Origin of the sequence: Brevibacillus borstelensis, assembly GCF_037834415.1 — a bacterium.
GTDB classification, from domain to species: Bacteria; Bacillota; Bacilli; order Brevibacillales; family Brevibacillaceae; genus Brevibacillus; species Brevibacillus borstelensis_A.
This window is the reverse complement of the sequence record NZ_JAUMSJ010000005.1, coordinates 1-26172: the sequence shown is the minus strand read 5'-3', so window position 1 is coordinate 26172 and position 26172 is coordinate 1. Positions and strand designations below refer to the sequence as shown.

The 26172-nt window shown below is 49.1% G+C and carries 23 protein-coding genes; 20 read left to right on the top strand and 3 right to left on the bottom strand.

Annotation, left to right across the window (positions count from 1 at the left end; genetic code table 11):
* Positions 1-20: 20 nt before the first annotated feature.
* Positions 21-908, bottom strand: a complete 888-nt coding sequence (locus Q3F21_RS06800; protein WP_340250745.1) for a diacylglycerol/lipid kinase family protein — start codon at positions 906-908, stop codon at positions 21-23.
* Between the two features lie 214 nt (positions 909-1122).
* Between Q3F21_RS06800 and Q3F21_RS06795 the strand changes: the two genes are divergently transcribed.
* Positions 1123-1302, top strand: coding sequence for a hypothetical protein (locus Q3F21_RS06795; protein WP_340250744.1), 180 nt, complete (start codon positions 1123-1125; stop codon positions 1300-1302).
* Positions 1303-1752: 450 nt separating this feature from the next.
* On the opposite strand, the gene Q3F21_RS06790 is transcribed toward Q3F21_RS06795, so the two are convergent.
* A complete protein-coding gene (locus Q3F21_RS06790) occupies positions 1753-2325 on the bottom strand; it encodes a YkoP family protein (RefSeq protein ID WP_340250743.1) in 573 nt (190 codons plus the stop codon).
* 951 nt (positions 2326-3276) lie between these two features.
* Here Q3F21_RS06790 and Q3F21_RS06785 point away from each other — a divergent pair.
* From Q3F21_RS06785 to Q3F21_RS06775, 3 genes are read left to right on the top strand one after another with little or no spacing between them, the layout of a single operon-like run.
* On the top strand, positions 3277-3702 hold the full coding sequence (locus Q3F21_RS06785; protein WP_340250742.1) for a hypothetical protein: 426 nt from the start codon (positions 3277-3279) through the stop codon (positions 3700-3702).
* A gap of 53 nt (positions 3703-3755) precedes the next feature.
* Positions 3756-3965, top strand: coding sequence for a hypothetical protein (locus Q3F21_RS06780; RefSeq protein WP_340250741.1), 210 nt, complete (start codon positions 3756-3758; stop codon positions 3963-3965).
* The gene (locus Q3F21_RS06775) at positions 3946-4227 is read left to right on the top strand and encodes a hypothetical protein (RefSeq protein ID WP_340250740.1); all 282 of its coding nucleotides are present in this window, start codon (positions 3946-3948) and stop codon (positions 4225-4227) included. Before Q3F21_RS06780 ends, Q3F21_RS06775 begins: the two co-directional genes overlap by 20 nt.
* A gap of 82 nt (positions 4228-4309) precedes the next feature.
* Here Q3F21_RS06775 and Q3F21_RS27405 read toward each other — a convergent pair whose 3' ends face one another.
* Entirely contained in the window at positions 4310-4708 is a 399-nt protein-coding gene (locus Q3F21_RS27405) for a hypothetical protein (RefSeq protein WP_425341220.1), read from the bottom strand.
* 279 nt (positions 4709-4987) lie between these two features.
* Between Q3F21_RS27405 and Q3F21_RS06770 the strand changes: the two genes are divergently transcribed.
* The 16 genes from Q3F21_RS06770 to Q3F21_RS06695 all read left to right on the top strand — a co-directional run bounded on the left by Q3F21_RS06770 (position 4988) and on the right by Q3F21_RS06695 (position 25877).
* Positions 4988-6643, top strand: a complete 1656-nt coding sequence (locus Q3F21_RS06770) for an ABC transporter substrate-binding protein (protein WP_340250739.1) — start codon at positions 4988-4990, stop codon at positions 6641-6643.
* Positions 6640-7578, top strand: coding sequence for a nickel ABC transporter permease (nikB, locus tag Q3F21_RS06765; RefSeq protein ID WP_340250738.1), 939 nt, complete (start codon positions 6640-6642; stop codon positions 7576-7578). Before Q3F21_RS06770 ends, nikB begins: the two co-directional genes overlap by 4 nt.
* A gap of 73 nt (positions 7579-7651) precedes the next feature.
* Complete coding sequence (locus tag Q3F21_RS06760) at positions 7652-8476, top strand: ABC transporter permease (RefSeq protein ID WP_425341226.1); 825 nt, start codon at positions 7652-7654, stop codon at positions 8474-8476.
* Positions 8477-8505: 29 nt separating this feature from the next.
* On the top strand, positions 8506-9498 hold the full coding sequence (locus Q3F21_RS06755; RefSeq protein ID WP_340250737.1) for an oligopeptide/dipeptide ABC transporter ATP-binding protein: 993 nt from the start codon (positions 8506-8508) through the stop codon (positions 9496-9498).
* Entirely contained in the window at positions 9495-10454 is a 960-nt protein-coding gene (locus tag Q3F21_RS06750) for a dipeptide ABC transporter ATP-binding protein (RefSeq protein ID WP_340250736.1), read from the top strand. Before Q3F21_RS06755 ends, Q3F21_RS06750 begins: the two co-directional genes overlap by 4 nt.
* A 50-nt stretch (positions 10455-10504) precedes the next feature.
* Positions 10505-12535, top strand: a complete 2031-nt coding sequence (locus Q3F21_RS06745) for a S9 family peptidase (protein ID WP_340250734.1) — start codon at positions 10505-10507, stop codon at positions 12533-12535.
* Positions 12536-12655: 120 nt separating this feature from the next.
* A complete protein-coding gene (locus Q3F21_RS06740; protein WP_340250733.1) occupies positions 12656-13657 on the top strand; it encodes a dipeptidase in 1002 nt (333 codons plus the stop codon).
* Positions 13658-13695: 38 nt separating this feature from the next.
* On the top strand, positions 13696-15888 hold the full coding sequence (locus Q3F21_RS06735) for a CocE/NonD family hydrolase (protein WP_340250732.1): 2193 nt from the start codon (positions 13696-13698) through the stop codon (positions 15886-15888).
* A gap of 373 nt (positions 15889-16261) precedes the next feature.
* Positions 16262-17128: a MurR/RpiR family transcriptional regulator gene (locus tag Q3F21_RS06730; protein WP_340250731.1), complete on the top strand. Its 867-nt coding sequence runs from the start codon at positions 16262-16264 to the stop codon at positions 17126-17128.
* A 201-nt stretch (positions 17129-17329) separates the two neighbouring features.
* Positions 17330-17602 (top strand): M55 family metallopeptidase, encoded by a 273-nt coding sequence (locus Q3F21_RS06725; protein WP_340250983.1) that lies wholly within the window; start codon positions 17330-17332, stop codon positions 17600-17602.
* Between the two features lie 24 nt (positions 17603-17626).
* Positions 17627-18619: a MerR family transcriptional regulator gene (locus tag Q3F21_RS06720; protein ID WP_340250730.1), complete on the top strand. Its 993-nt coding sequence runs from the start codon at positions 17627-17629 to the stop codon at positions 18617-18619.
* Positions 18620-18695: 76 nt separating this feature from the next.
* Complete coding sequence (locus tag Q3F21_RS06715) at positions 18696-19907, top strand: metal-dependent hydrolase family protein (protein WP_340250729.1); 1212 nt, start codon at positions 18696-18698, stop codon at positions 19905-19907.
* A gap of 161 nt (positions 19908-20068) precedes the next feature.
* Positions 20069-22420: a S9 family peptidase gene (locus Q3F21_RS06710; protein WP_340250727.1), complete on the top strand. Its 2352-nt coding sequence runs from the start codon at positions 20069-20071 to the stop codon at positions 22418-22420.
* Positions 22421-22480: 60 nt separating this feature from the next.
* The gene (locus tag Q3F21_RS06705) at positions 22481-24115 is read left to right on the top strand and encodes an ABC transporter substrate-binding protein (protein WP_340250725.1); all 1635 of its coding nucleotides are present in this window, start codon (positions 22481-22483) and stop codon (positions 24113-24115) included.
* A gap of 667 nt (positions 24116-24782) precedes the next feature.
* Positions 24783-25310 (top strand): hypothetical protein, encoded by a 528-nt coding sequence (locus Q3F21_RS06700; protein ID WP_340250723.1) that lies wholly within the window; start codon positions 24783-24785, stop codon positions 25308-25310.
* A gap of 171 nt (positions 25311-25481) precedes the next feature.
* Entirely contained in the window at positions 25482-25877 is a 396-nt protein-coding gene (locus tag Q3F21_RS06695) for a hypothetical protein (protein ID WP_340250722.1), read from the top strand.
* Positions 25878-26172 lie beyond the last annotated feature (295 nt).

Genomic DNA, 26172 nt, shown 5'->3' with positions numbered 1-26172 from the left:
CATGGTACTCCCTCGCTAGATTAAACAATGTAAAGACCCTCTTGTTTGATGGTCAGTTCAAGTGGAGTTTGACCCAGAACCTCGCCGTCTCCATGAGCGGTCAATGGCTTCGACGATACAATCTTCATCCATCGTCCAGTTAAGGTGGTAACAGCCGGGTCGTAAATATGCGTTCCACGGAAGACACGAGGCAATAAGGTAACCAGCTTCCAACGGGAAATACCGTGAACGATGCAGACGTCAAGCAGGCCGTCGTCGGATTGAGCGTATGGGCAGATCATCATGCCTCCGCCATAGAACGGAATATTGGCGACGGCAACTAACCACACGTTGGAAAAGATATGGCTTTGCTCATCGACGACCAGTTGTACTTCCGCAGGTTGATAGCGAACCAGCACCTTAAAAAAACTGAGGACGTAACATAAATGACCCAGCCCCAAATTGTTTAACCATTTTTTATACTTCGCGTTGTTGGTCACTTTTGCTACCTGACCGTCAAAGCCAACTCCCGCGGCATTAATGAACACTTCATCGTGAATACGGACGATGTCAATTTTTCGTTTTTGGCCAGACAACACTTTCTCCAGCGCTTGTCTACTTTGTTTGGGGATTCGCAATCCTCTAGCAAAATCGTTCCCTGATCCAGCCGGAATAGAGCCCAGCGGGATTTCTGAACCTGCTAATCCATTGGCTACTTCGTGAAGGGTGCCGTCTCCGCCAATGGCGATCACAACACTCGTTTCTTCTTGCTTCGCCAGTTCCCTTGCAATCTGGGTGGCATGTCTTGGATGTTCCGTAAATACGACATTGTAATGAATTTGTTTTTCCAAAAGAATGCGCTCTACATGCTTCCATACCCTACATCCCTTTCCATTACCTGCAACCCGATTAACGATAAACCAGATCATAGCATTTCCCTCTTTGCGTTTTTATCATTTATTTTCTCCCATCTTCCCGTTCTCTAAACGATTAGGGCTCGTTTGGTTTGCCTTTCATCTACAGCAAAAGATGGAATGAGCTTCATTTCTAAAAAAAGTGGCCGTGCAGCGAATCATTTGTCTTTCAAATGGCAAACATACCCCTGTGACAAAAACAAACAATCTCATTAGGGAGGTAACAAACATGCCTGAAAATCAAGATCAATCAGTTGTAGGGGAAACCTCTGATATGGTTAAAAGAGGCATTGAAAATGCAACGGATGCCGTACAGAGTGCTGTAGAAACTGCCGGTGATGCTACGAAAGCCACTGTTGAGGCAACAACTGAAACTTTAAATAATGCGACTGAAAATCAAGAACGTTAGCTGATGAAAACTTCTTTCAGCCATTAAGGGAATGTGCTTTTCACCGAATCGCTATTTCCACTTCAAAATTCCCTTGATGGATCTGCAACAATTACCTTTCCGGATCGCTTTTATGGCGTTATGCGAGAGAGGAAATATAGTTGTCTCTTATCATCATAGAAAAAAGTCTCTTTTTTAATGAAAAGGGACTTTTTTCATCTTTGTAGATTGGATCCTTCCATTCGGCAAAGGGCAGAATGAAAAGAATAGGTCTGGAAAATTGGGGAAATGTATGGATATATATCCTGTTTTCCTTCGCTTGATCATAAAGATGAGTACTGGCTGCAACGGCAGCTAGAACTATAAGATATACAAAATTGAAGAACATTTTTTAGGCTGCTGTGAGAGATATTGACTATTCGTTGACAGTTGATACCGGTGATGGCAAGGAATTACACTTTGAAAGTTAATTCAAGTAATCACTTTATCATCACTTGGCAAATAATGCTCCAACAATTTTTCTTTCGACATGACCAAGAATTTTGGAACCATGTCTTTATCTTTTGCCATGTTTCTCCAATTCGGATGACATAAAAGAAACATTGGTTTTAAATAGGCTTGTTTTAGGTGGAGGTAAAATGGATTGCGTATTTCTCTAACCTCAAATCCAAGCTTTCTTACTCCTCTCGTTAAAAGGGTAACCCCAAGGATTCCCTTGATTTGCTTTTCTTTCGGGTGGCTGGCGACGTATTGAGCCAAACCAGGAAGAGATTTTTCTACCCGATCGTACACATACAGTGCCCGCTTTACGTCATTTTGTATCGTCATCATTTCCTTTAAAAGCTGGCAGTTATGCAAGTGGATCTTGAGTAGCAGATCATTATGGTGAAATGCGAATCCGTCTGACAGTGAAAGGGTATCGCCTCGAAAGTATAGAGGTTTTACGCGAAAAATATTTTTCTCGGATTGATTTACATACTCTAGACGAGTTAAACAAAAATAGAGCTTATCTACAAGTGACCATGTGTGAATGAAGGTTTTCATCATCTTTTATCTCCATGTGAAAATGTATGGAATACTCCCAGATGAAATATAGGTTCAGCGGATGAGAAAAAAGATATTCTTCTCATGGGATGGAAAAGAGAGGGAAACCATAACAAAAGGTAGGGGAGCAGCATTCATTTTTGTTCTGCGCATGAAAATATTTGCCGTCTAGGGAGAGGGCACCATGGAACCGAATAAAGCAAGCCTTCGCCATAGCAAATCCCCCTATTAGGTTAATCGACTAACCCTAGGGGGATTGTTCAACGTCTACTTTATTGGATGCCAGCGTGTTAGTTCAAACGCATATGCGTTGTAGCCATCCAGGTTCCAGACTCACCTGCTCGTATAGAGCCTGGTTTCATCCTAACATTTCCTCTTAACATATAATGCCGCATGTTAATTTGGGGCTCATCAAAATACGTCAAGTTGCCACTGAAAAATGCATAAGGCGATTCAAACGTGATTTGCCTGGTGCTCTCCTCCCAATTTCCTTGAATGGGTATAACGGAACCACGAAAATTGACTGATCCACTGACAATGTTATTGGTTACATCATGAATCAGCAGTGTTCCTAAAGATGTCGGTCTACCACTGATACTCGCGCTAATCTCCCATTGCGATGGGTAAGGTAGACTAGCCCTGGTTAATTGTCCGGTTGCCACGGTCGACCTCTCCTTCATTGTGAACGTAAGGTAACAAAAGGGGTACCATACAGTATATGTACCCATAGAGAACGGTCCATTAGGCATTTGCACAATTATCTTTCAGCGGTTAGACAAAAAAGCAAGGAAAGAACCGTCTAGATGTCTAGATATGATAAACTGGAAAAGGTTGTATATGAGGCTATGAAAGAACCGTTTGGGGAGTTCATGGCAAAAGCAGGTTCTAAAGCAATAAGATAATCGAATTTTTCAGCCAAGTTTAAGCAAATATATATTGGAGGCGGTAAACATGGAAATTGAAAACACAGAAGAAGTGCTACATAAATTAAATAATCAAATAAAACGCTTGGATGAAGCAGTTTTCAACATGGGTTCTAAGATTGAACTTTTAGAAAATCTTTTGATGAAAATTGTTGGTGACCAAAGTATATCTTCAGAACTGCTTTTTGATATTAATTACATTGTTTTGAAGAAAGATTTAAGTGGACTAGAGAGACATGAAATTGGATTTTTTCTCATCAAAACCGCAGGGGAATATTTGCAAGAAGGTAAAGTGCCTAGCTTAGAAGAATTCCATGATAAATTGCTACAAGTTTTGAGAGTTGATCAAAACGAGAAAGCAAATTACCCAATTGAAATTTCAATACAACTGATTCAAAAGCATATGCGATTAGGTGATTTTCTAGTTGGAAAAGAGATACTTGCTAAAGGATAAAGTTTGTGTCGCGAATAAATGACACAAACTTGATGTTTCAGTGAATCCGTTTAATGACTGATTCCTTTATCGATCAGGAGAATTTGCAGGAGTATTATACAGCGGGTAATGGATTTACGGAGTCACTTCTCTTTCATTATGAAAAGGGCGCATATGATGCCAGAACCACGATTCTCGAGCAACCCCCCAGCGGATTGTCGGTCAAGACCATGTTGTTCGCCAACGAATTGAGCAGCGGTTATTATGAGATCAGCACACTGTAAAAAACGGCGATCGATGGATAGTGGAGGAAAAAAATCCGAGGATATCCCTGAGCTCGGTTTTCAACTGACGCCTGAGGAAGCGACCATTTATATGAAAAGCTACCCCAATTACGGCAGACCGGTGTCGACCGTCACGTTCGTCGGGACGAAAACGCTGGAAAGCTCATCTGTCTACGGTCAATTTTACGAAATCAACTGTGATGGGACGGCCTACTATATTTCCCCTGTGGATGGCTATGTTCTGGCAGCCAACCAGGAGTAATCCTAAGAGACAATTAAACCTTGAGAAATCAAGGTTTTTTTGTGTTTTCGGGACATGCGGCTGAGATAGAAGGTTGGAAAAATCAATAGATGCCGCCAGAAGCTTGAGGCGGCGAGGTTTCTTTTGTACATGAAAAAAGCCGCCATGGCAGCCTTTTGTCCGAATGACGATCGGCAGCGCGAGCGCATTGGCAAGCTCGCGCAGGTCGGGATATTCCTTGTGGAGCTTCAAGTGTGTATGTCGAGCCACCTACACCACAGATATGCAAATCAATCAGATACTCGTCATCCCGGGTCTCCTCCCAGAGCGCACGGGCCAGTTGCAGTGTCGGGCTGCCCTCTGTACTCCCGGGAAAGAGGCGGTTCATATCGATGCCATCAAACGGGGAGTATCGGGTATTGTTGAGGATGCGGGATTGTCTTCTTTCGATTGTCGGTCTTCCAAAATTCAGCAGCGACCAAAACGTTTCCTGTCGGAGCATCGCGAACAGAGGACATCTTTTCGTTGTTTTTCGGACATTCAGAAAATTCGGGAAAGAGTATTCCTTTACTGATGTGTTTATGGTATAAAGAAATCGAAGCGAATGATTCTTCGTTTTAAAATTATGAAGTATTTAGTTCTTCGCAATTTTTATTCAATGTAACTGTAAGGGCTTTCATGTTCAGGAGGAGTTTCTTTCACAAAAAAAGAGAGAACCGCTTCTGGCTTGGGTTCGTACAAATGCTGCCATGTTTTACGGATAAAGAAGGAGGGCTTTGGATTGAAAAAAAATCATCGAACGCGATTTCTCAAAGCGGGCTCACTCGCTTTGGCTACCACGCTGATGGTGAGTGCATGTTCAAGCGGCGGTGATGCGCCTCAGCAAAACAAGGGGGATTCCGCCGAAAATCAGGCAAGCGGCCAGCCAGTCACGGGTGGCACCATCACCGTGGCATTCGACCGGGAGCCGGATACACTTGATTTGCACAAGTCAACAGGGGCAAGTGTAGTGGATGAGATTGCCCAGTTCATGGGTGGCGCGCTTCTTTATACGGACCCGGTTTCCCATGAGGTTAAGCCGTATTTGGCGGAGAGCTACAACATTTCCAAAGATGGCAAAACATGGACGTTTACCATTCGTTCCGGGATTACGTTTCAGGATGGGACGCCGTTTACGGCAGGCGCCTACAAGGCGACGCTCGACCGCATTCTAGATCCGAAAACTGAAGCAAAGGGCACGCTCGCTTTGGTCGATACCATCAAAGAAGTGAAGGCGCCGAATGACAATACGCTGATTCTGGAATTGAAAGAGCCGTTCGCGCCGCTTTTGGGCAACTTGACGGTTAATGGTTGGCTGCAGCCTTTGTCCATGCAGGCAATTGAAAAGGGCGGCGCAAATTACGGCCGCAATCCGGTTGGGCTCGGCCCGTGGAAGTTCGAGAGCTGGCAGCCGGGCGAATCGATCACGTTTACGCGCAACGATCAGTTCAAATGGCCAGAACCATTCTATACGAACAAAGGGGCGGTCTACCCGGACAAGCTGGTTGCCAAGTTCATCAAAAACCGACAGACGATGATGGCTGCGCTTGATAGCGGTTCCATCGATGTAGCGACGCTCGTACCCGCCAAGGATGCGAAAAAGTATAAAGACAAGGAAAATTTCGAAGTGCTGGAACAGATGAAGTCCGGCATGGGCATGTATTTGCACATGAATCAGAATAATGAAATGCTGCATGACCTGCAAGTTCGCAGGGCGCTCAACATGGCGATCAACAAGGACGCGATCATCCAGTCGGCGCTTCAGGGAGAAGGCGTGCCCGCTTATGGTCCGCTGCCGCCAACCATTATGGGTTATGACAAAGCCGTCGAATCCTATGGCTACAAGTACAACATGGACGAAGCGAAAAAGCTGCTCGATGCGGCAGGCTATTTGCCGAACGCATCGGGAGTGAGGGAAAAGAACGGCAAAGAGATGCAGTTCATGATGCTGTCGGTGGAAGCCCGATCAAAGGAATCGCAGCTCGTGCAGGCGATGCTGGGTGAGCTCGGCATCAAGGTGAAGATCAACACGATGGAGCAGGGCGCGATGATGGAAGCAGAGCTGAAAGGCGATTTCGATCTGGCAGTAGGCGGTTATTCTTACTTTGATCCGGACATTTTGTACCTGTTTTTCCACTCCAGCCAGATCGGCAGCTTCAATTTTGCATCCATCAAAGATGAGACACTTGACCAACTGGTTGTATCCGGACGCACCATCATTGATCCGGAAGAGCGCAAAAAGATTTACGCAGAAGCACAAAAGCGGATGATCGATCAGGCGTATCTCGTACCAATCTACGTGGACAAACAATTTACGGTTGTGAACAAGCGAGTAAAAGGCGTGAAATACAGTATCGACCGTTTGCAACTAAACGATAGCTGGGTGAGCCAACAATGAAGCAATACCTCTTGAAGCGATTGATGTCCGGACTCATCGTTCTGGTCGGGGTTTCCCTCTTCTCGTTCGCATTGATTCACTTGATTCCCGGCGATCCGGTGCGGATTATGCTGGGTGAAAAGGCGACGAAAGAGCGGGTCGAGCAATTGCGGGAGCAGATGGGGCTAAACAAGCCTCTCGTGGTTCAATATGTCAATTATGCGACTGGCGTATTAAAAGGCGACCTGGGTACATCGCTGAAAACGAGCCGACCTGTCAGCATGGAAATCGCCCAGCGTTTTCCGGCGACGTTGAAAATGGCGGTATCCGGCATTGTCGTCGCGATCGTATCGGGGGTCATCATGGGCATTTTGGCGGCAAAATACAAAGATACGTTCATTGATTATGCCATCATGAGCATGGCTACGCTGGGTATGTCTCTGCCGAGCTTTTGGCTGGGCCTCCTTGTGATTATGGTGTTCGCAGTTAAGCTGGGGTGGTTTCCAGTCGCGGGCGGCACAGGCTTTATCGATCTTGTCATGCCAGCCCTTACCCTTGGGGTGCTGTTGTCGACGACGATCAGCCGCCTGACGAGATCCGGCATGGTCGAGGTGCTGTCCAACGATTATATCCGTACGGCGCGGGCCAAGGGGATGAGCGAGGGGATCGTGCTGTTCCGCCACGCCTTTCGCAATGTGATGATCCCAGTGGTCGCCGTGGTTGGCTTGCAGATCGCCGCATTGCTCGGCGGCGCAGTCATCGTGGAGCAGGTTTTTAACTGGCCGGGAATCGGCACACTTGCGATCGAGGCGATCAGCTCAAGGGACTTTCCGATGATTCAGGGGATTGTCCTGTTCATGGGCGCGATCTATGTGATTGTCAACATCTGTGTCGATCTGCTGTATGCCGTTTTGGATCCGCGCATCGACTACAGTACATCGAAAGGGGGCATGTAGAGTGAGCGGGCTCAGCCGTAATGCACAACTTCAAGCCTTGCAGCAACAGGAGTGGCAAGCGCCGCGCTTTCAACTGCTCCGGAAGCTATGGCAAAAGCGAACGGCCCGATATAGTCTGATGGTTCTGCTTGCGATCGTCATTCTGGGCATCATCGGGCCGTGGATCGCCCCATACGATCCAACAGAAACCTATTACGATGCCTTTTTGGAGGGACCGTCCAAAGACCATCTGCTCGGAACGGATGCGATCGGCAGGGATTTACTCTCCCGCATGCTGTATGGCACGCGGGTGACCTTGATGGTAGCGGTCATGGCAGTCGGCATCACGTTTGTGCTGGGGACCTTGATCGGCGTCGTCAGCGCGTACTTGGGCGGAATTGTCGACAACATTTTGATGCGGATCATGGAGGTGCTGCTCGCCTTGCCGGGCATCATCCTGGCGCTCGCGATCGTGGCGGTGCTTGGGCCGAGCCAGACGAATGCAATGATTGCGATCGGCATCGCCTCGATTCCCGCTTTTGCGATTCTGATCAGGGGTGCAGCCCTGACGATCAAGTCGTCCGGCTATGTCGAGGCCAGCAGATCGATCGGCAGCTCCAACTGGTGGATTATTACAAACCAGGTGATTCCAAATATTTTCAACGTTCTGATCGTCTACACCACTTTGTTCGTCGGTGGCGCCATTTTGGAGACTTCCGCCCTGGGCTTCATCGGGTTGGGTGCCCAGCCGCCTACGCCGGAGTGGGGCACCATGCTCAACGAAGGCAAGGATTACCTGTCGGACGCATGGTGGCTGGCGACCTTCCCGGGGCTCGCGATTACGATCATCGTGTTTACGGTTAATATTTTGGGCGATGCCCTGCGCGACATATTTGATCCCAAATCACAAGGGAAGTAGACGGCGTGAATGAAAGGAGGGAGCTTCTGATGACAAATGTGCTGGATGTCACAGGGCTGACAACACAGTTTACCAAAAAAGGTGCGGCTTTCACGGTCGTCGACGAGCTGAGCCTTCATGTGAAAAAAGGGGAGGCGCTGGGAATCGTCGGCGAATCGGGCTGCGGCAAAAGCGTAGCCTCGCTCTCCATCATGCAGCTTTTGGGGGCAAATGGCAAAATCCGGCAGGGAAGCGTCCGGCTAAACGGTCGTGACCTACTCGCCCTTACGCAAAAGGAAATGCAACGTATCCGGGGCAAGGAGATGGCGATGATCTTTCAAGAGCCGATGACCTCCCTAAACCCGGTGCTCACAATCGGAAAGCAGATGAGCGAAGTGTTGGAGAAGCATGAGGGATATAGCAAGCAACAAGCCCGGGAGCGGGTGATTGAGCTTCTCACACTCGTCGGAATACCACGCGCGAGTGAAATTTTTGCCGAGTATCCCCATCGACTGTCCGGCGGAATGCGCCAGCGGGTGATGATCGCCATGGCGATCTCGTGCAACCCGGCACTCTTGATCGCAGACGAGCCGACGACAGCGCTGGATGTGACGATTCAGGCGCAAATTCTCGATCTGATCACAAAAATTCGCAAGGAGCTGGGGATGGCGATGATCATGATCACGCACGATCTGGGCGTTGTGGCCGAAACATGCGACAGGGTGATGGTGATGTATGCCGGACAGGTGATCGAGCAGGCTGATGTCCGCACCTTGCTCCGCACTCCCAAGCATCCTTATACAATCGGCCTGATCAATTCCACGCCTCACAAGTCAAAAGGTGCAAGGCGGCTCAACAGCATCGCGGGGAGCGTGCCGTCCCCCGATGAATATCCGGTGGGCTGCCGCTTTGCCCCGCGCTGTGACAAGGCGATGCCGATCTGTTCGACACAGCGTCCCCCGCTGCTTGAGCTGGATCAAGAAGCCTCCTGCCGCTGCTGGCTGTATGAGGAGAAGGCAGAACCATCGGCGGTGATCCTATGAATCCGGTACTTTTGGAAATAAAAGGACTGCAAAAACGCTTTCCTGTGAAAAAAGGCCTGTTCAAAGAGGCGAGCTATGTGCATGCAGTCAACGGCATTGATCTGACTATCCACGAGGGAGAAACGCTGGGGATCGTAGGCGAATCCGGCTGTGGCAAATCGACCCTTGGCCGCTGCATTCTCAGGCTAGTGGAGCCTTCAGGCGGAGAAATCGTATTTCAGGGTGAACCGCTGCATCGCTTTGGCAAAAAGGAAATGAAGGCGGCCAGACGGAACATGCAGATGGTTTTCCAAAACCCGTTCGATACGCTGAATCCGAAACTGACGATCAAGCAAATCCTCATGGAGCCGCTGATTGCCCATCGGGTACCACATGAAGAGCGGGAACGCTTGATCGAGGAGACCATAGAGATCGTGGGCCTCAGCAAACGCTATCTGCTCCGCTATCCACATGAGTTTTCCGGCGGCCAGCGGCAGCGCATTGGCATCGCGCGCGCACTGATGCTGCGCCCAAAGCTGATCATCGCCGATGAACCGGTTTCGGCGCTCGATGTTTCCATTCAGTCGCAGATCCTCAATCTGATGCAGGATTTGCAGGAACAGTTCGCGCTCACCTATGTGTTCATCTCGCACGATCTCGGTGTAGTCGAGCACATTGCAGACAGGGTCGCCGTTATGTATCTCGGTGAGATCGTTGAGCTGGCAACGAAGGAAGCGTTGTTCCAGCGGGCGCTGCACCCGTATTCGCAAGCGCTTTTGTCGGCCGTGCCGGTACAGGATCCCGATGATCGCCGTGAGCGGATCATTTTGAAGGGGGACCTTCCATCGCCGTCCAATCCACCGACTGGTTGCAAGTTCCATCCGCGCTGTCATGCTTGCATGGACATTTGCAAAACGAAGGCACCGCGTCCTCGCGAGGTAGAGGGCAGGCTTGTTGCATGTCATCTCTATGAGTAAGTAGGAACCATAACGTTTGACAACTGGCCGGCAACAGAAGGCATGTGAAAATGATCAAATTGGAGGCGGGCGTGATGAATGTGAATCAAAGGCTGGTTACAGCAGAAGACATTGTCAAGTTCCAATGGCCGAGCAATCCGACAATTTCACCCGATGGCAAACTGGTTGTCTACGAAAAAACAGTGGTTCGCGAGAAGGAAGACGATTATGACACACAATTGTATTTGACAGACATTCGCGGCACAAAGAGTCGCGTCCTGACGAATGCGGGGAGCCGTAATCTGGCACCGGCCTGGTCGCCCGACAGCAGAGCGATCGCCTTTTTGTCCAATCGCGAAAACGGAGTGCAGGCATGGCTGCTGCCGCTTGACGGCGGCGAGGCTGTGCGGCTCACACGGTTTCGGCATGGGATCAGCTCGCTCTTCTGGTCGCCGGATAGGCAGTACATCTATGGGCTCGTACCCGTGCATACCAAGACGAAGAACGTCGAGGTATTCGCTTGGGATAAAACGACAGGCGAGATTGATGAACAGATCGCTCGGGAGAACAAGGCGTGGATGGCGGGTCCGAAGCGATATGATCAGCCTTATTACAAGCTGGATGGCGCCGGGATGCATCAGGACCTGACGCGGCAGCTGGTCGCGATTCATGTGGAGACAGGCGAGTGGAAGCAGTTGACGAAAGAACCATACGACATCAGCGATCCGACCATTTCTCCGGATGGAACATCCATCGCCTTTACCGCCAATCGTGATGAGCCACTCATCTTTGGCGGACAGATTTTACACGTACCGACAGCAGGCGGTGAAGTGGAAACGCTCTACTCCAATCAAGATGCGCGTGTTCCGGCCTATTCTCCGGATGGCAACCAGATTGCCTTTCTGGGAAATGAGGAGCACTGCCAGTTGTTTGTAATGGATTGTGCTGGCGGCAATGTGCGCCTCCTTTCAGACGAGTATCCTTTTTCGCTGGAGGATTATTCCTTTACAGATATGTACCATCTGCGCTATCCACTTCGTCCGCATTGGTCGCGTGACGGTGAATGGGTCTATGCGCTAAGCACGCGGGAAGGGAAGAACGAGATTATCCGTTTCTCTCGGGAACAAAACGCCGCATCTCCTGAGGTTGTGGCGGGCGGTCAAAGGACGATCTTTCATTTCTCTTATGATGGGCAGGACTCGCTTGTCATTGCCTGCTCCACTCCCAACCATCCGGGCCAAATTGCGTTCATCGACCAAACAGGCGAGGAGCTGAGGTTGGATGATTGCAGTGACGAGCTGATGCAAGAGCTGATCGTCTCCTGGCCGGAGGAGTTCACCTATACGTCTGTCGATGATTGGCAGATCCAGGGCTTTTTGCTGAAGCCGGCCCAGTTCACGTTGGGCAAAAAATATCCGGTTTTGCTCGATATTCACGGTGGCCCGCACTCCATGTTCAGCTTTGCCTATTTTCATCAGATGCAGTTGTTTGCAGCCCAAGGCTTTGCGGTTCTGTACCTCAATCCGCGCGGCAGCTCAGGATTTGGCAAGGAATTTTCCGAGGCGGTGCATGGCGATTACGGCGGAAAGGACCATCTGGACCTTTTGAATGGCTTGGCAGAGGCGCTGCGTCGCTACGATTTTCTTGACGAAAGCCGCGTAGCGGTCAATGGCATCAGCTATGGCGGCTTCATGGTCAACTGGCTTTTGACCAAAACTGATCGGTTCTTTGCGGCGATTTCGGAAGGCTGCATCTCCAACTGGATTTCCATGTACGGCACAAGCGATATTTGCCCGACCTTTGTCGATCGCGAGTTTTTGGGTAAGACGGATCTTGAGACTCTCTGGAGACACTCGCCGCTCGCCTATGTTGACAAGGTGAAAACGCCGCTTTTGCTCATGCATGCGGAGCAAGACCTGCGCTGCCCGATGGAGCAAGCGGAGCAGTTTTTTGCCCATCTGAAGCGACAGGGTAACGAGGTGGAACTGCTGCAGATGCCGGATTCTAGCCATGGGCTGCTGCAAATCGGCAAGCCGTCCCTGCGCAAGGCACGGTTGCAGGCAATGGTTGAATTCGTCACGGCACGGCTTCCGCAGGGCTGACTGAAATATGTTTGCATAAACATTGAGAGGCAGAATGCTTGAGAAAAGGGCAGCTTCGGCTTTGCCATGATCCAGAAGGCCCGGCAAAGCCAAGTTTTCGGTGAGAGGAGTGCAATTGAGATGTCATTGATTATCGATGGTCACTTTGACCTCTTGATGGACGTTGCCATTCAACGTGAACGCGGAAAGCAAAAAGTGATCGAAACCGATTATTTGCCCGGTTTTCACGAGGGCGGAGTGGGGGCCGTCGTTTCCGCCATCTTTGTCGACAACAGTTTTTTACCGGAAATGGGACTGCGCAAAGCACTCCAGCAAATCAGCGCGCTTCATATGGAAGCTGCCGAATCTCCTGACAAAATCATGATTTGCAAAAACGTCGATGATCTGCTAGCAGCGCAGCAGGCGGGAAAGGTTGGGTTTGTGCTCTCCCTGGAGGGCGCCGAGCCGCTGTATGACGATCTCAGCATGCTACCCATTTTTTATGAGCTCGGGGTCCGTTTTCTCGGATTTACCTGGAGCCGGCGCAATTTCGTCGCTGATGGGAGCCATTTCTCGCTGATGCGCGAGGGGCGTCCGGGCGGGATTACAGAATTCGGCGTTCGTCTGATCGAAGCGGCGGAAGTAATGGGCATCATTATCGACGTCAGCCATATAAACGATGAAGGCTTTTGGGATGTGATTTCGTTCGCCAAAAAGCCAGTTATCGCCTCCCATTCCAATTGCCGTGCACTAGCATCCTCCATGCGTAATCTCACGGATGAACAAATCAAGGCGATCGCCTGCACAGGCGGTGTCATTGGCATGAATGCGGTCAATTTCTTTGTCTCTGAACGAGACGAGGAGGCCGATGTGGAGCATCTGATCGACCATGTGGACCATATCGTCAAGCTGGCCGGCGTGGAGCATGTGGGTATAGGGCTAGATATTACGGACGAGTTCATGAAGTATGTCTCTCCCGACAGCATTGCAGCGATGCCCCGCAAGCCGTTTGATGTCGTGAAGCGGCATGCCAGCATCCCCGAGATCATCCGCGCACTCGAAAAAAGAGGCTATACGCACAAGGCGATCGAGCTGATCATGGGGCACAATTTCCTCAATGTGTATCGGGAGGTTTGGCGATAAGCGCGGCCTATGGAATAGGAAAGGAGATGGGATAGGAGATGGGAAAAGCGATGGAATCGATTGATCTGAACGGACAGAAATTCAAGCTTTATGAATCGGGCATTCATCTCGCCGATTTGTATGTGTCAGACGAGGGATGGCTTCACCGGAGAAGAACGCTGGAGTGTGACGGTTGGACCGAGCTTGCAGCGCTGCCAGCGGACAATCACGGGTATGGTCTGCCGCTGCAGGTGATCGCAGAGCGGCTGCGTGAGTGGAATGAGACAGATTGGGAAGCGGCCGATGATGTGGTGACGAGCTGGGGCGGACATTATCAGCGGTATTTTCAAGTGGCGGGAAATGTCGACGGCGAACGAAAAACGGCTTGGGTATGGGCTCTGCGTAACGAGAAGATGCCGATCGACCTGGTTGTACTGGATCGGCAAATCGTCGCTTTTTTGCTCAGCGGAAGAGGAGAGAGTACGATACTGGTTCAGTCTGGATATGAAGCGTTCACGCCGATGTCAGACTGGAATGATCCGCTCCTTTCCAAGGCAGCATATGGCGTCACCCAACTAGGCAGACACGATGTTGTCATGCGCGACGGAATCAAGCTTGCGACAGAAGTCTGGCTGCCGAGCGGACTGCCGGAGGGAAGCCGTGTTCCGACCATTCTGATTCGGACGCCGTATGGCAGAGTAGCCGAACATTTCGGCGGTTCTCACTGGCTGCGGTTTGTGAGAAAAGGCTATGCCCTTGTTTCGCAGGATACGCGCGGGCGTGAGGATTCCGAGGGCGAATGGCTGCCATGCGCAAATGAAATGGAGGATGGCGACGACACGCTGAACTGGATCGCCGCCCAATCATGGTCCGATGGCAAAGTGGGGATGATCGGTGGTTCGTACGGCGGCTACGTTCAATGGGCGGCTGCCGCATCGGGTAACCCGCATTTGAAAGCAATCGTCAGCTACGTGACCGCCGGAACGCCGTTTGGCGATCTGCCGCGAAAAGGTGGGACCATTCTCTCCGGTACCTTGGCCTGGGCTTTCGCCATGGCAGATCGACAGAAAAATTTGGAAGCAGCAGTCCGCGACGACTGGGACGAGGTGCTTGCGATCCGTCCGCTAACCGATATTCCGGCAAAAGCATTGGGCAAAGACGTCCATTTCTGGAATGAGTGGATGAGCCATCCGGACAACGATGAATTCTGGGCGAGAGCCGATTGGGCTCAGTACGGTGATAAGGTGAACGTACCCGCGCTGCTTGTCTCCGGCTGGTACGATGACAACGGAGCAGGAACGACGGAGGCGTGGGAAATGTGTGAACGGCAGGGGCGTGAAAACCTGAAGATGATCCTCGGACCCTGGTACCATCAGGCGAATACGACCCGTTCGATTCACAATGTGCAGTTTGGCAACAATGCCATCCGCTATGATCTGGATGTTTTGCAGCAGCGCTGGTTTGACCGGTTTTTGAAGGGAATCGACAACGGTGTTGAAGCAGGGGAGCGCGTCCAGTATTACATGGTGGGCGAGGATGAATGGAAAACAAGCCAGAACTGGCCACCGCAAGAGGTTGTGTATACACCTTATTATTTGCAAAGCGGCGGACACGCCAAGACAAGCAGCGGCGATGGTACGCTTTCGACACAAGTGACTGAGGATCAGCAGCACGACAGCTACCGGTTTGACCCGCAGGACGCTGCCCCCTTCCTCATCGACATGTCGGAAAACGAGTGCAGCGTTCCGGAGAATTACCGCGATGTGGAGCTGCGCGAAGATGTGCTGGTCTACACGTCCCCGCCGCTCGAGGAGGAACTTGCGATCGCCGGGGATGTGTATGCGGTGCTCTACGCATCCAGCTCGGCGCGGGATACAGATTGGCTGGTCCGGCTCACCGATGTGGATGAAGAGGGGAATTCCATCCGCCTCTCGGACGGGTTAATTCGCGCCCGCTACCGCCATTCCACCAAGCACCCGGATTTGCTCGAGCCAGGCAAGATAGAGCGCTACGAAATCAAAATGAGCAAAATAGCCAACCTGTTCAAAAAGGGACACCGTATCCGTGTATCGGTCACCTCGGGAGCAAAAAATCTGGTCTTTCCCAACCATAATACTGGCAATGATCCGGCAACCGATACAGCGTTTATCGTCGCAATACAGCAGGTTTATCATGATGCACAGCATCCCAGCCATGTGAAGCTTCCCGTATTGCCGTCCAAGCAAAACGGCTCGTGCGGACCAGGCCGGTAAGTAATGTGCGGTGAGTCGGGGAAACGGGATCAGACCACAGCTGCTCCTGTTTCTTTTTTTCATAGATTGACCGTTCATACGATTCGACTCTCTTATCATGCAGGGAGGGCAGCTTGCCACAAAGGAGCTTTGGGCAACCGGCGTTCTCATATTTTGGCCTCGACAGTCAATGCGTTACGTCCCATGTTCCGAGTGGCTCACCCGATAAGCGGCACTATTCTAGGAGAAGATGAAAGAGACTTGAAAAAAAGCAGCTTGACACGATCGGAGCGCAAACCCAATAGTAGAAGCATACTGGATAGGAAGCTGAAAACGATGGCGGGGCAAAACCAATCGCAAGCAACCGTAATTTATGAATCGACGGGGGACATATATGCAGGAACATTCATCATTCGAAAATCTGGTAAAAGAAAAATTTAACGGGCTATCCGCCGCCCAGAGAAAAGTAGCCGCTCATCTGCTGCAGCATCTGGATCAAGCCGCATTCAACACGGTAGTCCAGATCGCGCGCGAAGCGGAGGTAAGTGAGACAACCGTGATTCGTTTGTCCTATGCGCTCGGGTTTAGCGGCTTTACCGAGATGCAAGGGAAAATTCAGCAGCAAATCGTGCTTGGGAACGCCCACGCACAACCAACCAATCGTCTGCAAAACCCGATTGAATCGGGCGAGGAGAATCTGTTCAGACGGACGATGGAAAATGAAATCGCGATCATGCAGCATAATCTGGCCCAGCTGAATGAAGCGGAAATGTGGAAGGCCGTCGATGTTTTGGAGCAGGCCGACCATATTCTCGTCATCGGTCATCGCGGATCTCACGCTGCGGCGTACTGGATTTCCTTCATGCTCGGCATGATGCGAGAAAATGTGCATTTGTGCCCGACAGGAGGCAATTCCTACGAGAAGCTGTTTAGTATGAATGAAAAATCAGCCGTCATCGTCATCTCTTTTCCGCGTTACTCCAAAGAGTCCTACAAAATTGCAGAGGCGGCCAAAATGCTGGGCAGCAAGCTGATCGCCATCACCGATCGCGTGCTGTCGCCGGTCGGTCGCATCAGCGACATTACGTTTTTATCAGAAGTAAATGTAGACATCAATACGGGAAACAGCTCCATGGCGGCCGTCCACAGCATTTTGCATTTGCTTAGCCTGGGGCTTCTGGTTAAGAACCGGGAGACGATGCAAGCACGGCAGGAGCGTTTGGAACAGATCTACAGCAGTCAGGATGTCTTTATCGAATAAATGCGCTTTCTTCACTCGCTTGCTTGCAAAATGACCTTCCCCTGGCTCTGTTTGCTCTCTACCAGCCGATGAAAGAAAACGCCTTGCGAAAGCCGAAAAACCCCTATCTACGAACCCATTCGGTTTTGGACAGAGAAGGGGTTTTTGTCATGTTTAGGCAATCAGCGCCTGATCCAGACATCGTATATTGGATGCTGAAAACTGTTCATTTCAGTGGACATGGAAGGAATTTCGGGAATCCATGACTGGGACGATACTCTTCCTGAAGGCAGCTCGTACCAATTTGCACGGACGCTGTTGACAAAGGATGTCAACGCTGCGATTGAAGGTGCAATTCAGGCTGGCGCAAGTGAAATTGTCGTCAATGAATCGAATGGCCCGTCCTGGTCGATCAGCTTCATCCGAAAGCTTCTTTTGAAGTGGCATATTGTCACAAACTATCGATTGAATCTCCTCTTACTGGAGGTTTTATAATCGGGACAAGGAGGTGCTGAAACGTTGGATTCACATGCAAAAGCGGGAGAGGGAAGGTTTTCGATCGGGGAAGTGGCAAAAAGTACGGGAACAACGGTCAAAACCGTCCGTTACTATGATGAAATTGGCCTGCTCAAACCGACCATGCATACCGAAGGAGGGCATCGGCTCTATACGACGGAGGAAATATGGCGGCTCGAGCTGATTCTGACCCTTCGCTACCTGAACTTTGGCATTGATGAAATTCGCAAGATTATCTCGGGGGAAATCTCCGTTTCCATGGCGCTTGATTGGCAAATCGAGGCATTGAGCGCACAACAGCGCACGTTGGGCAATATGATCACGATTTTGCAAAGGGCCAAGGAGAGCGGCATTGGCGAAGATTCGCTGCGTCATATCCACGATTTGGTAGAGTCTGTCAGTGCGAATACGGAAGAACGAAAGCAATTTATTTTTGAGAAAATCAAAGAGTCGATGATCATCGATCAGTTTCCTTACGATTGGAAGGAGCCCCTGATTCAAAGCATCGAAGAAATTTTTCCAAAAAACAAAAAAATAACCTCACTGCAATCTGCCGCATGGAATGAAATGGAAGAGCTGTTGAAGGACCCTCAGTTTCACACGGAGTTTCGCCAGAGTATGGAGGACTGCATGAATGCGGTACATCAGTATTCCGTAAATCAGGAATTGTGGGACAGAAAGACAGTCGAAATCTATAATCGGGTGATCGACGCATTAAAGGCACAGCAGTCCCCGGAAAGTCCTGCCGTACAAGAAATTGTTGAGTATTATGCATCGAAGTTTGCGCAATTGCTGCAGGTTCCCATCACACCCGATCTGCTTCGCTACTTTATGAAAGTGGCTAGAATATCGGGCACTGATCGCGTCCTGCGATTCTGGGAATTGCGGTCGATTCTGAACCCTGACATGGAATGCGTGTTAAAAGCCAAAAAGCTGCTCTATCAAGGAATCATGTGGAAGATCGCGCAGTTGGAAGCAGTCCAAATCGAGAAGTAGTTGATGCAAATCTGTTACAGTTATCTATTTCATAAAGAAAACAGGCAATTTCGATATTAAAAAGGAGATCGATACGATGAAACTTTTACTTGCAGATCGCGTGATTATCGGAGATGGCGAACAGGTTATTGAAGAGGCTGCGGTCACTATCGACGAATCTGGCCGCATTGTGGCAGTGGACACGGAAGAGGAAGCGCTGAAGAAATATTCGCAAGCAGATGTGAATCGCTACAGCGGATGTACCATTTTGCCGGGCTTGATCGATTTGCATGTACATATCGGTTACTGGTGGAGCAAGCCAGATGCCGCACAATACACAGACGGAATGATCGCTCTCTTGGCGGCAAGCAACTTGCGAGAGGCGCTTTCACTTGGTGTGACCACCATAAGGGATGTAGCGGCGCCGGATGGACTTTGCGGCACATTGAAGCGTGCGGTAAATAAGAAAATGATCGTCTCACCCCGTCTTTTTGAGGTAAACCAGGGCATTATCATGACAGGCGGGCATGGCTGGCCGCTGAAAGGAGGCTTGCGGGAGGCAAATGGGCCATGGGAGGTTCGTACTGCCGTACGTGAACAGGTGAAGGCAGGCGCTGACTGGATCAAGCTGATGACCAGCGATCGGACACCGACTCCGGAGTTCACGCAGGAAGAACTGGATGCCGCCGTGGACGAAGCGCATCGGCTGGGCCGAAAATGTTGTGTACACGCCTCGCTGCAGCCTGCAATCCAGATGGCGATTGATGCAGGATTCGATACCATCGAGCACGCGACATTCCTGACGGTGGAACAAGCAAGACAAATGACGGAAAAAGGACAAGTATGGGTGCCGACTATGGTCACGTTCTTTCAAATAGCCGATCATTTCAAAAAAGCCGCTGAAGAACAAGCAGTCGTCAAAGGACTTGTAAATGAACAATTCATGAAGCAGGCTGAGTTTTTTCTCGAATCGCAAAAAGCGTACCGCGAAAATTTCGCCAAATTGATGGAAACAGGGATAAAGATCGCTACAGGCACAGATATTGTGCTGGATGGCTATCCAATTACACCAGTGGCAGAAGAAATCCGGTTGATGGTCGAATTAGGCATGCACCCACTTAAAGCGATACAGGCAGCTACACAAAATGCCGCTGAAGTACTCGACCAAGGCGATAAATTCGGAATAGTCAAAACGGGCTATCTCGCAGACTTGTTGGTGGTGAAGGGCGATCCTTCGGCTGATTGTACAGCGTTATCGCAGGTGCAGGAAGTTTTTCTGGAAGGGGTCTCTGTATTTTCAAAAACATAATCTCCGTTCAAAACGTGAGTTTCACCTGTTGTAGAAGGTTCTTTTGTATGAAGAGCCGATGAATTGTCGAAATTGTATGGCGTTTTTGAGACCGCTTTCTCCAATGGAACACAAATGAACTGTGATTTTGGGTGCGGATAAAATTTGGGGGTGGTGTAGCCATGAAACAAGCAATAAGCCGTGAACAGTATCAACGGGCAGAGAAACTTATGGCGACGAATACAGGCAAATACGTCTTTAACAGTCTGATCAAGGCACACTGGCTAGGGCAGACAGAGAGTTTTTGGTACAAAAGAGAGCTGCGAATCGCAAGCGGCCGCGGCAAGCAGTTCATTCGGGTTGATTCACGACAAAATACGAGTCGGTTGGCATTTGATCATCAAAAATTGGCGGAAACCCTATCACATGTCTTGGGGAAAGCGTGTGATCCCGACAATTTGCCGTTCGAGCAGTTTGCGTTCGAACACGATGAGCAAGCGATTGTATTTCACGTTGAAGGAGAGCCATGGATTTCCAAGCTGGACGACTACACATGTGCACCTCTTGCAACAAAAGATGCAAAAACCGCAGGGTCCCACCAATCAGTAAGAAAGGACGAGCTTCCTTCTCCAGACGGTCGTTGGGCTGCATTTGTCACAGAACACAATCTGTACGTTCGTTCTCTTGAGACTGGTGAAATTGTCCAGCTTACGTATGATGGACAACCTTATTACGATTACGCAACCCAGCCCGAGTCCAGGACAACGGCGGTTACCGAGCGATTGCATGGGGTCAAGCATCCGCCGACCGCGCTCTGGTCTCCAGACTCAAAAAAACTGATGACCTATCGGCTGGATCAACGATTCGTCCGTGACCTGCATCTGGTCCAGTCTGTACCATCAGGAGAAGATGTGCGTCCTGTCCTGCATTCCTACCGGTATCCTTTTCCGGGCGATGAGCACATCGCACAGATGGAACTGCTCTGTATCGATATCGAACAAGGAACCATTGTGCCGCTGGATGCAAAGCCCCAGCCCGTCCCTTTTCTCTTTACCTTGTTGAGTGAGGGCTTTCGACTGGCCGGTTGGTCGAGCGATAGTAAGAAAGCCTACTTTGTGCGCATGTCGCGCGATTGCAAAACTGCTCAATTCGTCATTGCAGACCCACAAACGGGGAAGCACTGCACGCTTTTGGAAGAACATTCTGAAACTTTCCTGAACACCGATATTGGTCATCTCAGCGAAGTGGCTGATCGCTCGGTTGTCTATGAGCCAAACATTCGTCTGATAAAGGATGGTACGTCATTCATCTGGCAATCGGAGCGAGATGGTTGGGCCCATCTTTATCTCTATGACGCACAGTCAGGTGAACTCAAAAACCGCTTGACACAAGGTCCATGGGCAGTTCGCAACATTAAAGCGATCGACGAGGAAAGAGGCTGGCTATATTTTACCGCTGGAGGGCGTGAGGAAGGGCGTGACCCTTATTACCTGCATCTCTACCGCGTTCGCTTAGACGGGTCTGAATTGACTTTGCTTACACCAGAAGATGCCATGCACATGGTCTCCTTCTCGCCTGGCCTCGACTATTTCGTCGATGTCTTTTCGCGGGTCGACTTGCCGCCGGTGTCTGTTCTGCGAGCTGCAGACGGCCGACTGATCCGCGAGCTGGAAAAGGCAGATATTGAGCTCCTTCTGGCCCAAGGGTATCAGATGCCGCAGAGAATCACCGTCAAGGCACACGATGGCATAACCGATCTTTATGGTGTTTTGGTCCGGCCGGCCGATTTTGATCCTGCGCGGAAATACCCGGTGATCGACTATTTTTACGGAGGCGTCCAGCGGATCAATACGCCGAAGTTTTTTTGCGCAGAGGCGTATGCAGGGGGCTTGGACCTGCTTGGCGACGCTCAACCATTTGCCCAGTTGGGTTTCGCAACCGTCATAATGGACGGGATGGGCACCCCTTTTCGCTCCAAAGCGTTCCACGACGTTTCCTACGGTAACCTCCAGGGTGCGGCCGGTTTGATTGACCATGTGGCTGGAATGAAGCAACTGGCGGAGCACTATTCATTTTTAGACTTGGATCGGGTCGGTATTTGGGGCGTATCGGGCGGCGGATACGGTTCTGTTAGGGCTATACTCACTTATCCGGATGTTTATAAAGTTGCGGTAGCGGGTTGCGGTAACCACGATCAGCGCCTGTATGTACACGCCTGGGGTGAAAGATACCATGGAGCCTACGATGCAGATTTGTATCGGGAGCAGGACAATGCCTCTCTCGCCAAAAATCTGTGCGGTCATTTGCTGCTCGCCCACGGCGATCTCGATGACAACGTGCATCCGGCTCACACCTTGAGATTGGTCGATGCTCTCATCAAAGCGAACAAAGATTTCGATCTGCTGATCATGCCGAACAAAGATCATCGCTTCTACACCGATTGCTATTTTATCCGGAGGAAATGGGACTATTTCGTCAAGCATTTGCTCGGCGCAGAGCCACCAAAGGGCTACATGATCGGAGAAGCCAATTAGCAGTAGGCGCATATAGACAAACAGAAAAATCAAAATCGATTCGCAGTAAGGGGGATAATCATGAGAAACCAATTTTTTCGGAGGGCCTTATGGACGGTAATGGGGATGATGCTGGTCATGAGTGGGTGCAGCGGAGGCGGCACCGAGGGGAGCACAGAAATTCCGGCGCCTGAAAAATCCGGTCCTCCAAAGCAGGGCGGCACGATCACGATCGCCTACAAGCAAGAGCCGGATACCTTTGACGTTCACAAGTCAAACGGGGCGAGTGTGACAGACGAGCTTGCAGGCCTTATGGGCGGAACACTTGTCTATGTGGACCCGGTCACGCGGGAAATCAAGCCTTATCTGGCCGAAAGCTACAAAATTTCTCCGGATGGAAAAATGTGGACCTTTACCATACGCTCCGGCATTACGTTTAGCGACGGGACGCCACTGACCGCTAAAACGTTCAAGGAGACATTCGATCGTATTCTCGATCCGAAAACCCAGGCAAAAGCTACGCAGGCAATGCTGGAATCGCTGAAGGAAGTAAAAGCACCCGATGATCAGACGCTCATTTTGGAATTGAAGGAACCGTTTGCCCCATTGCTTCTCAACCTTTCCGTACCGGGCTGGTTACAGCCACTTTCTGTAAAAGCAATCGAGGAAGCGGGTCCCGACTACGGCAGGCATCCACTGGGGGTAGGACCGTGGAAATTGGAAAGCTGGCAGCCTGGTCAGTCCATTACTTTTGCACGCAATGACAAATTCAAATGGCCTGAGCCGTTTTATGAAAATCAAGGCCCGGTTCGACCGGACAAGCTTGTTGCCAAATTCATTATCGATTATCAAACGACGATGGCAGCACTGGACAGTGGTACGATCGATGTCGCGTTAAACGTTCAAGCAAAAGACGCGAAAAAATATCGAAATAGCGACAAATTTGAGGTTCTGGAGAAAATGAGAAGCGGGATCGGTCTGTTTCTGGAGATGAATATGAAGACGGAAGCACTCCGGGATGTCCAGGTACGCAAAGCGCTGAATATGGCCATCAACAAGCAAGCGATCATCCAGGCTGCTCTGCAGGGGGAGGGAGAAGTCGCACACAGCTTGTTGCCTCCAACTTTCTTTGGCTTCGACAAAGCGGTTGAAGAGCTGGATTACAAGTTCAACCAGGAGGAAGCGAAAAAGCTGCTGGATAAAGCAGGTTGGAAAGTGAATGCAGAAGGAATACGAGAAAAGAACGGGCAAACGCTTAGCCTAACGTTGCTCTCCAGAGAAAGACAAGCCAAAGAATCGCAGCTCGTGCAATCGATGCTTGGAGAACTCGGGATCAAAGTCAAGATCAACAGTATGGAACCCGGGGCCATGCTGGATACTGCGATCAAAGGGGATTTCGATCTCACAGTTATGGCTTATGACCATATTGATCCAGATATATTCTACATGTTCTTCCACTCGAGCCAAATCGGCGGATTCAATTTCTCGTCGATCAAAGACGCTAAACTGGATGAATTGGCTGAGCTCGGCCGCCGAACGGTAGATCCGGAGGCGAGAAAGCAGGTTTACTCGGAAGCGCAGCGATATATGATCGAGCAAGCGTACATCATTCCGATCTACATCGATAAGCAGTTTTTTGTGGTGAACAAGCGCGTGAAGGGAATCAAGGTAAGTCAAGATCGCCTGCTTTTTAACGACGCTTGGGTTGATCAGTAAGACGGATCGCAGAAAAGGTAGGTAATCAATCAATACGGCACCATTCCCAACCTTATAAAACGAAACAATCCGTCGACTGCAAATCGTCCATGGATTGTTTTCATTTGTTGAAAGCACAACCGTCTACCCGACCTTATCCCATCCCAAAAATTCTCCCAAATGCTTTGCATTTGCTGGTTTTTGTCTTCTTAATGGAGTAATATTTCTACTTCTTTATATTTTGGTAAATTTACACTGTTTAGAGCCGTGAATTGAACAGCGTGGTGAACGTACTGCAAGATTGAGGTTAAAAAGGAACATAAGACTGTCTACAACTTTAAGGTAAAGGACTTCCATACGTACTTTGTTTCCAATCTTAGGATCTGGACACATAATAGTTGTGGTTGGTTCGCTGATATCAGCAAGTATAAAAAATGGACGCATGTTGGTGGGAAGGATAGTTGGCTAAAAGATAAAGATTTTACGGAGGGCGGACAGTATAGGACGGATATATTGAAAGCTGATGTAACCGATGCTAATGGTAACAAAATCGGAGAAGTCCAGTACTTTCAGAAAGATGTTAAAGACCCAACTAAATATACGCCACCTCATTTCCAGTACATTGATCCTAAAACTGGAAAAATGACGGGAGACACTGTTATTTTGATGTTGATTAGGGGATAAAAAAATGCAGGTACAATTTAAACCAGGCTATGGATTAATAGCGCATAACGAATCTATCGATGGAATAGCTGATATTTTAAGATGCTTTCTTTGCGAAGATGAACAATTATTGTTTTGCTTCTATGAAAGAAATATTGATTTAATTAATAAGCCTGATAAGGAATTCATTCTTAAAAGGCAAGTATTCACCAATTCCAATTGGGTATTGCCTTGGGAAGAATCTATTCCCCATTGGGATGCTCCAAATAACACCCCCCCAAAATTAATATGGTTTTGGGCCAATGAGAAACAAGACATAAAAAAAGCAATTGGAATTGATTTTCTCTTTAGATGTGTAACAGTAAAAAAGGGTAATCGTTTTGAACAATATTCCAACGTTCTCTTTCAAGAAGAATATTATGTAACTGTTGATGAGACAGAGGAGTACGATTATTGTATTGGTTTCACTGAAAAAAAAGACGACTTTCTATCCAAAACATTGCCAATACTAAGAAGTAATATTTCTGCAAAAATTGATGTATTACACTCTTAAATCATTGACCTTGAGGGGGCTTCCTTTGAGGTCTTACTTTTCCTACCCAGTACTGAATGAATTGGGCGGCTATCGATCGATCGAACTAACCTTTTGATATACAAGATTGAAAGAGCAGTAACAAGAGTTCCGAATAAATGGAGAGTAAACTTATGTAAGGAGAGTAATGACATGAATCTAAAATCTATTCTCATCGATACGAACTTTTGCAATGATACGAATGGTGAGCCCGCAATATCACCCGTTGTTGTTGAAATATTTGACTTAACCGTCGGTGAAAACGTAATTGTTTATCAAGATGAAGACGAATGGAGAGGGATTGTTAGATTTGACCCTTTACAGAGGATAGATAAACAATGGTTTATTGAAATCGTGAACGATTCGCATCAAGAAATATCACCTGAGAGACAAAAGGGACAAAATGAAGGTTATTATAACGGAAGATGGAGTGGTAAGTTATCTGCTAGAATTGAAATTGCAGAAGAAATGATTCGAGATGGATTAGACCTTTCATTCGTACAAAAATACACAAAATTATCAAAAGAGCGACTGTTACAACTAATATAAATGGATGTGAGGAGCGATCAAGTTTCCGAATTAAACAACTCTCCGATCCATGCCAGCGATAAAGGTACTACTAGCACAAATCAATAACGTTCCTCTTGCGTACAACCTTATTTCGGTCATCGGACTGGAGTAAGGTTGTTATTGTTTGATCATAGACTAGGCGCATTCGTCCGTTGTGACATTTTGTTTACATCTTGATCAAATTTTAGCGACATCTGCCCTCTATAGTGGAATAAGCATGACGACACACACCTAAAGAAATATCCATTTTGAGGAGGAGTGCTAATTGTCAGTC

Excerpts from the sequence above, each read along its gene's own strand:
- Q3F21_RS06695 (WP_340250722.1), top strand. The coding sequence starts at position 25,482 with ATGAATCTAAAATCTATTCTCATCGATACGAACTTTTGCAATGATACG.
- Q3F21_RS06790 (WP_340250743.1), bottom strand. The coding sequence starts at position 2,325 with ATGAAAACCTTCATTCACACATGGTCACTTGTAGATAAGCTCTATTTT.
- Q3F21_RS06705 (WP_340250725.1), top strand. The coding sequence starts at position 22,481 with ATGAGAAACCAATTTTTTCGGAGGGCCTTATGGACGGTAATGGGGATG.
- nikB (WP_340250738.1), top strand. The coding sequence starts at position 6,640 with ATGAAGCAATACCTCTTGAAGCGATTGATGTCCGGACTCATCGTTCTG.
- Q3F21_RS06740 (WP_340250733.1), top strand. The coding sequence starts at position 12,656 with ATGTCATTGATTATCGATGGTCACTTTGACCTCTTGATGGACGTTGCC.
- Q3F21_RS06785 (WP_340250742.1), top strand. The coding sequence starts at position 3,277 with ATGGAAATTGAAAACACAGAAGAAGTGCTACATAAATTAAATAATCAA.
- Q3F21_RS27405 (WP_425341220.1), bottom strand. The coding sequence starts at position 4,708 with ATGCTCCGACAGGAAACGTTTTGGTCGCTGCTGAATTTTGGAAGACCG.
- Q3F21_RS06745 (WP_340250734.1), top strand. The coding sequence starts at position 10,505 with ATGATCAAATTGGAGGCGGGCGTGATGAATGTGAATCAAAGGCTGGTT.
- Q3F21_RS06795 (WP_340250744.1), top strand. The coding sequence starts at position 1,123 with ATGCCTGAAAATCAAGATCAATCAGTTGTAGGGGAAACCTCTGATATG.
- Q3F21_RS06710 (WP_340250727.1), top strand. The coding sequence starts at position 20,069 with ATGAAACAAGCAATAAGCCGTGAACAGTATCAACGGGCAGAGAAACTT.
- Q3F21_RS06750 (WP_340250736.1), top strand. The coding sequence starts at position 9,495 with ATGAATCCGGTACTTTTGGAAATAAAAGGACTGCAAAAACGCTTTCCT.
- Q3F21_RS06775 (WP_340250740.1), top strand. The coding sequence starts at position 3,946 with ATGAGATCAGCACACTGTAAAAAACGGCGATCGATGGATAGTGGAGGA.
- Q3F21_RS06715 (WP_340250729.1), top strand. The coding sequence starts at position 18,696 with ATGAAACTTTTACTTGCAGATCGCGTGATTATCGGAGATGGCGAACAG.
- Q3F21_RS06735 (WP_340250732.1), top strand. The coding sequence starts at position 13,696 with ATGGGAAAAGCGATGGAATCGATTGATCTGAACGGACAGAAATTCAAG.
- Q3F21_RS06800 (WP_340250745.1), bottom strand. The coding sequence starts at position 908 with ATGATCTGGTTTATCGTTAATCGGGTTGCAGGTAATGGAAAGGGATGT.
- Q3F21_RS06700 (WP_340250723.1), top strand. The coding sequence starts at position 24,783 with ATGCAGGTACAATTTAAACCAGGCTATGGATTAATAGCGCATAACGAA.
- Q3F21_RS06730 (WP_340250731.1), top strand. The coding sequence starts at position 16,262 with ATGCAGGAACATTCATCATTCGAAAATCTGGTAAAAGAAAAATTTAAC.
- Q3F21_RS06755 (WP_340250737.1), top strand. The coding sequence starts at position 8,506 with ATGACAAATGTGCTGGATGTCACAGGGCTGACAACACAGTTTACCAAA.
- Q3F21_RS06780 (WP_340250741.1), top strand. The coding sequence starts at position 3,756 with ATGACTGATTCCTTTATCGATCAGGAGAATTTGCAGGAGTATTATACA.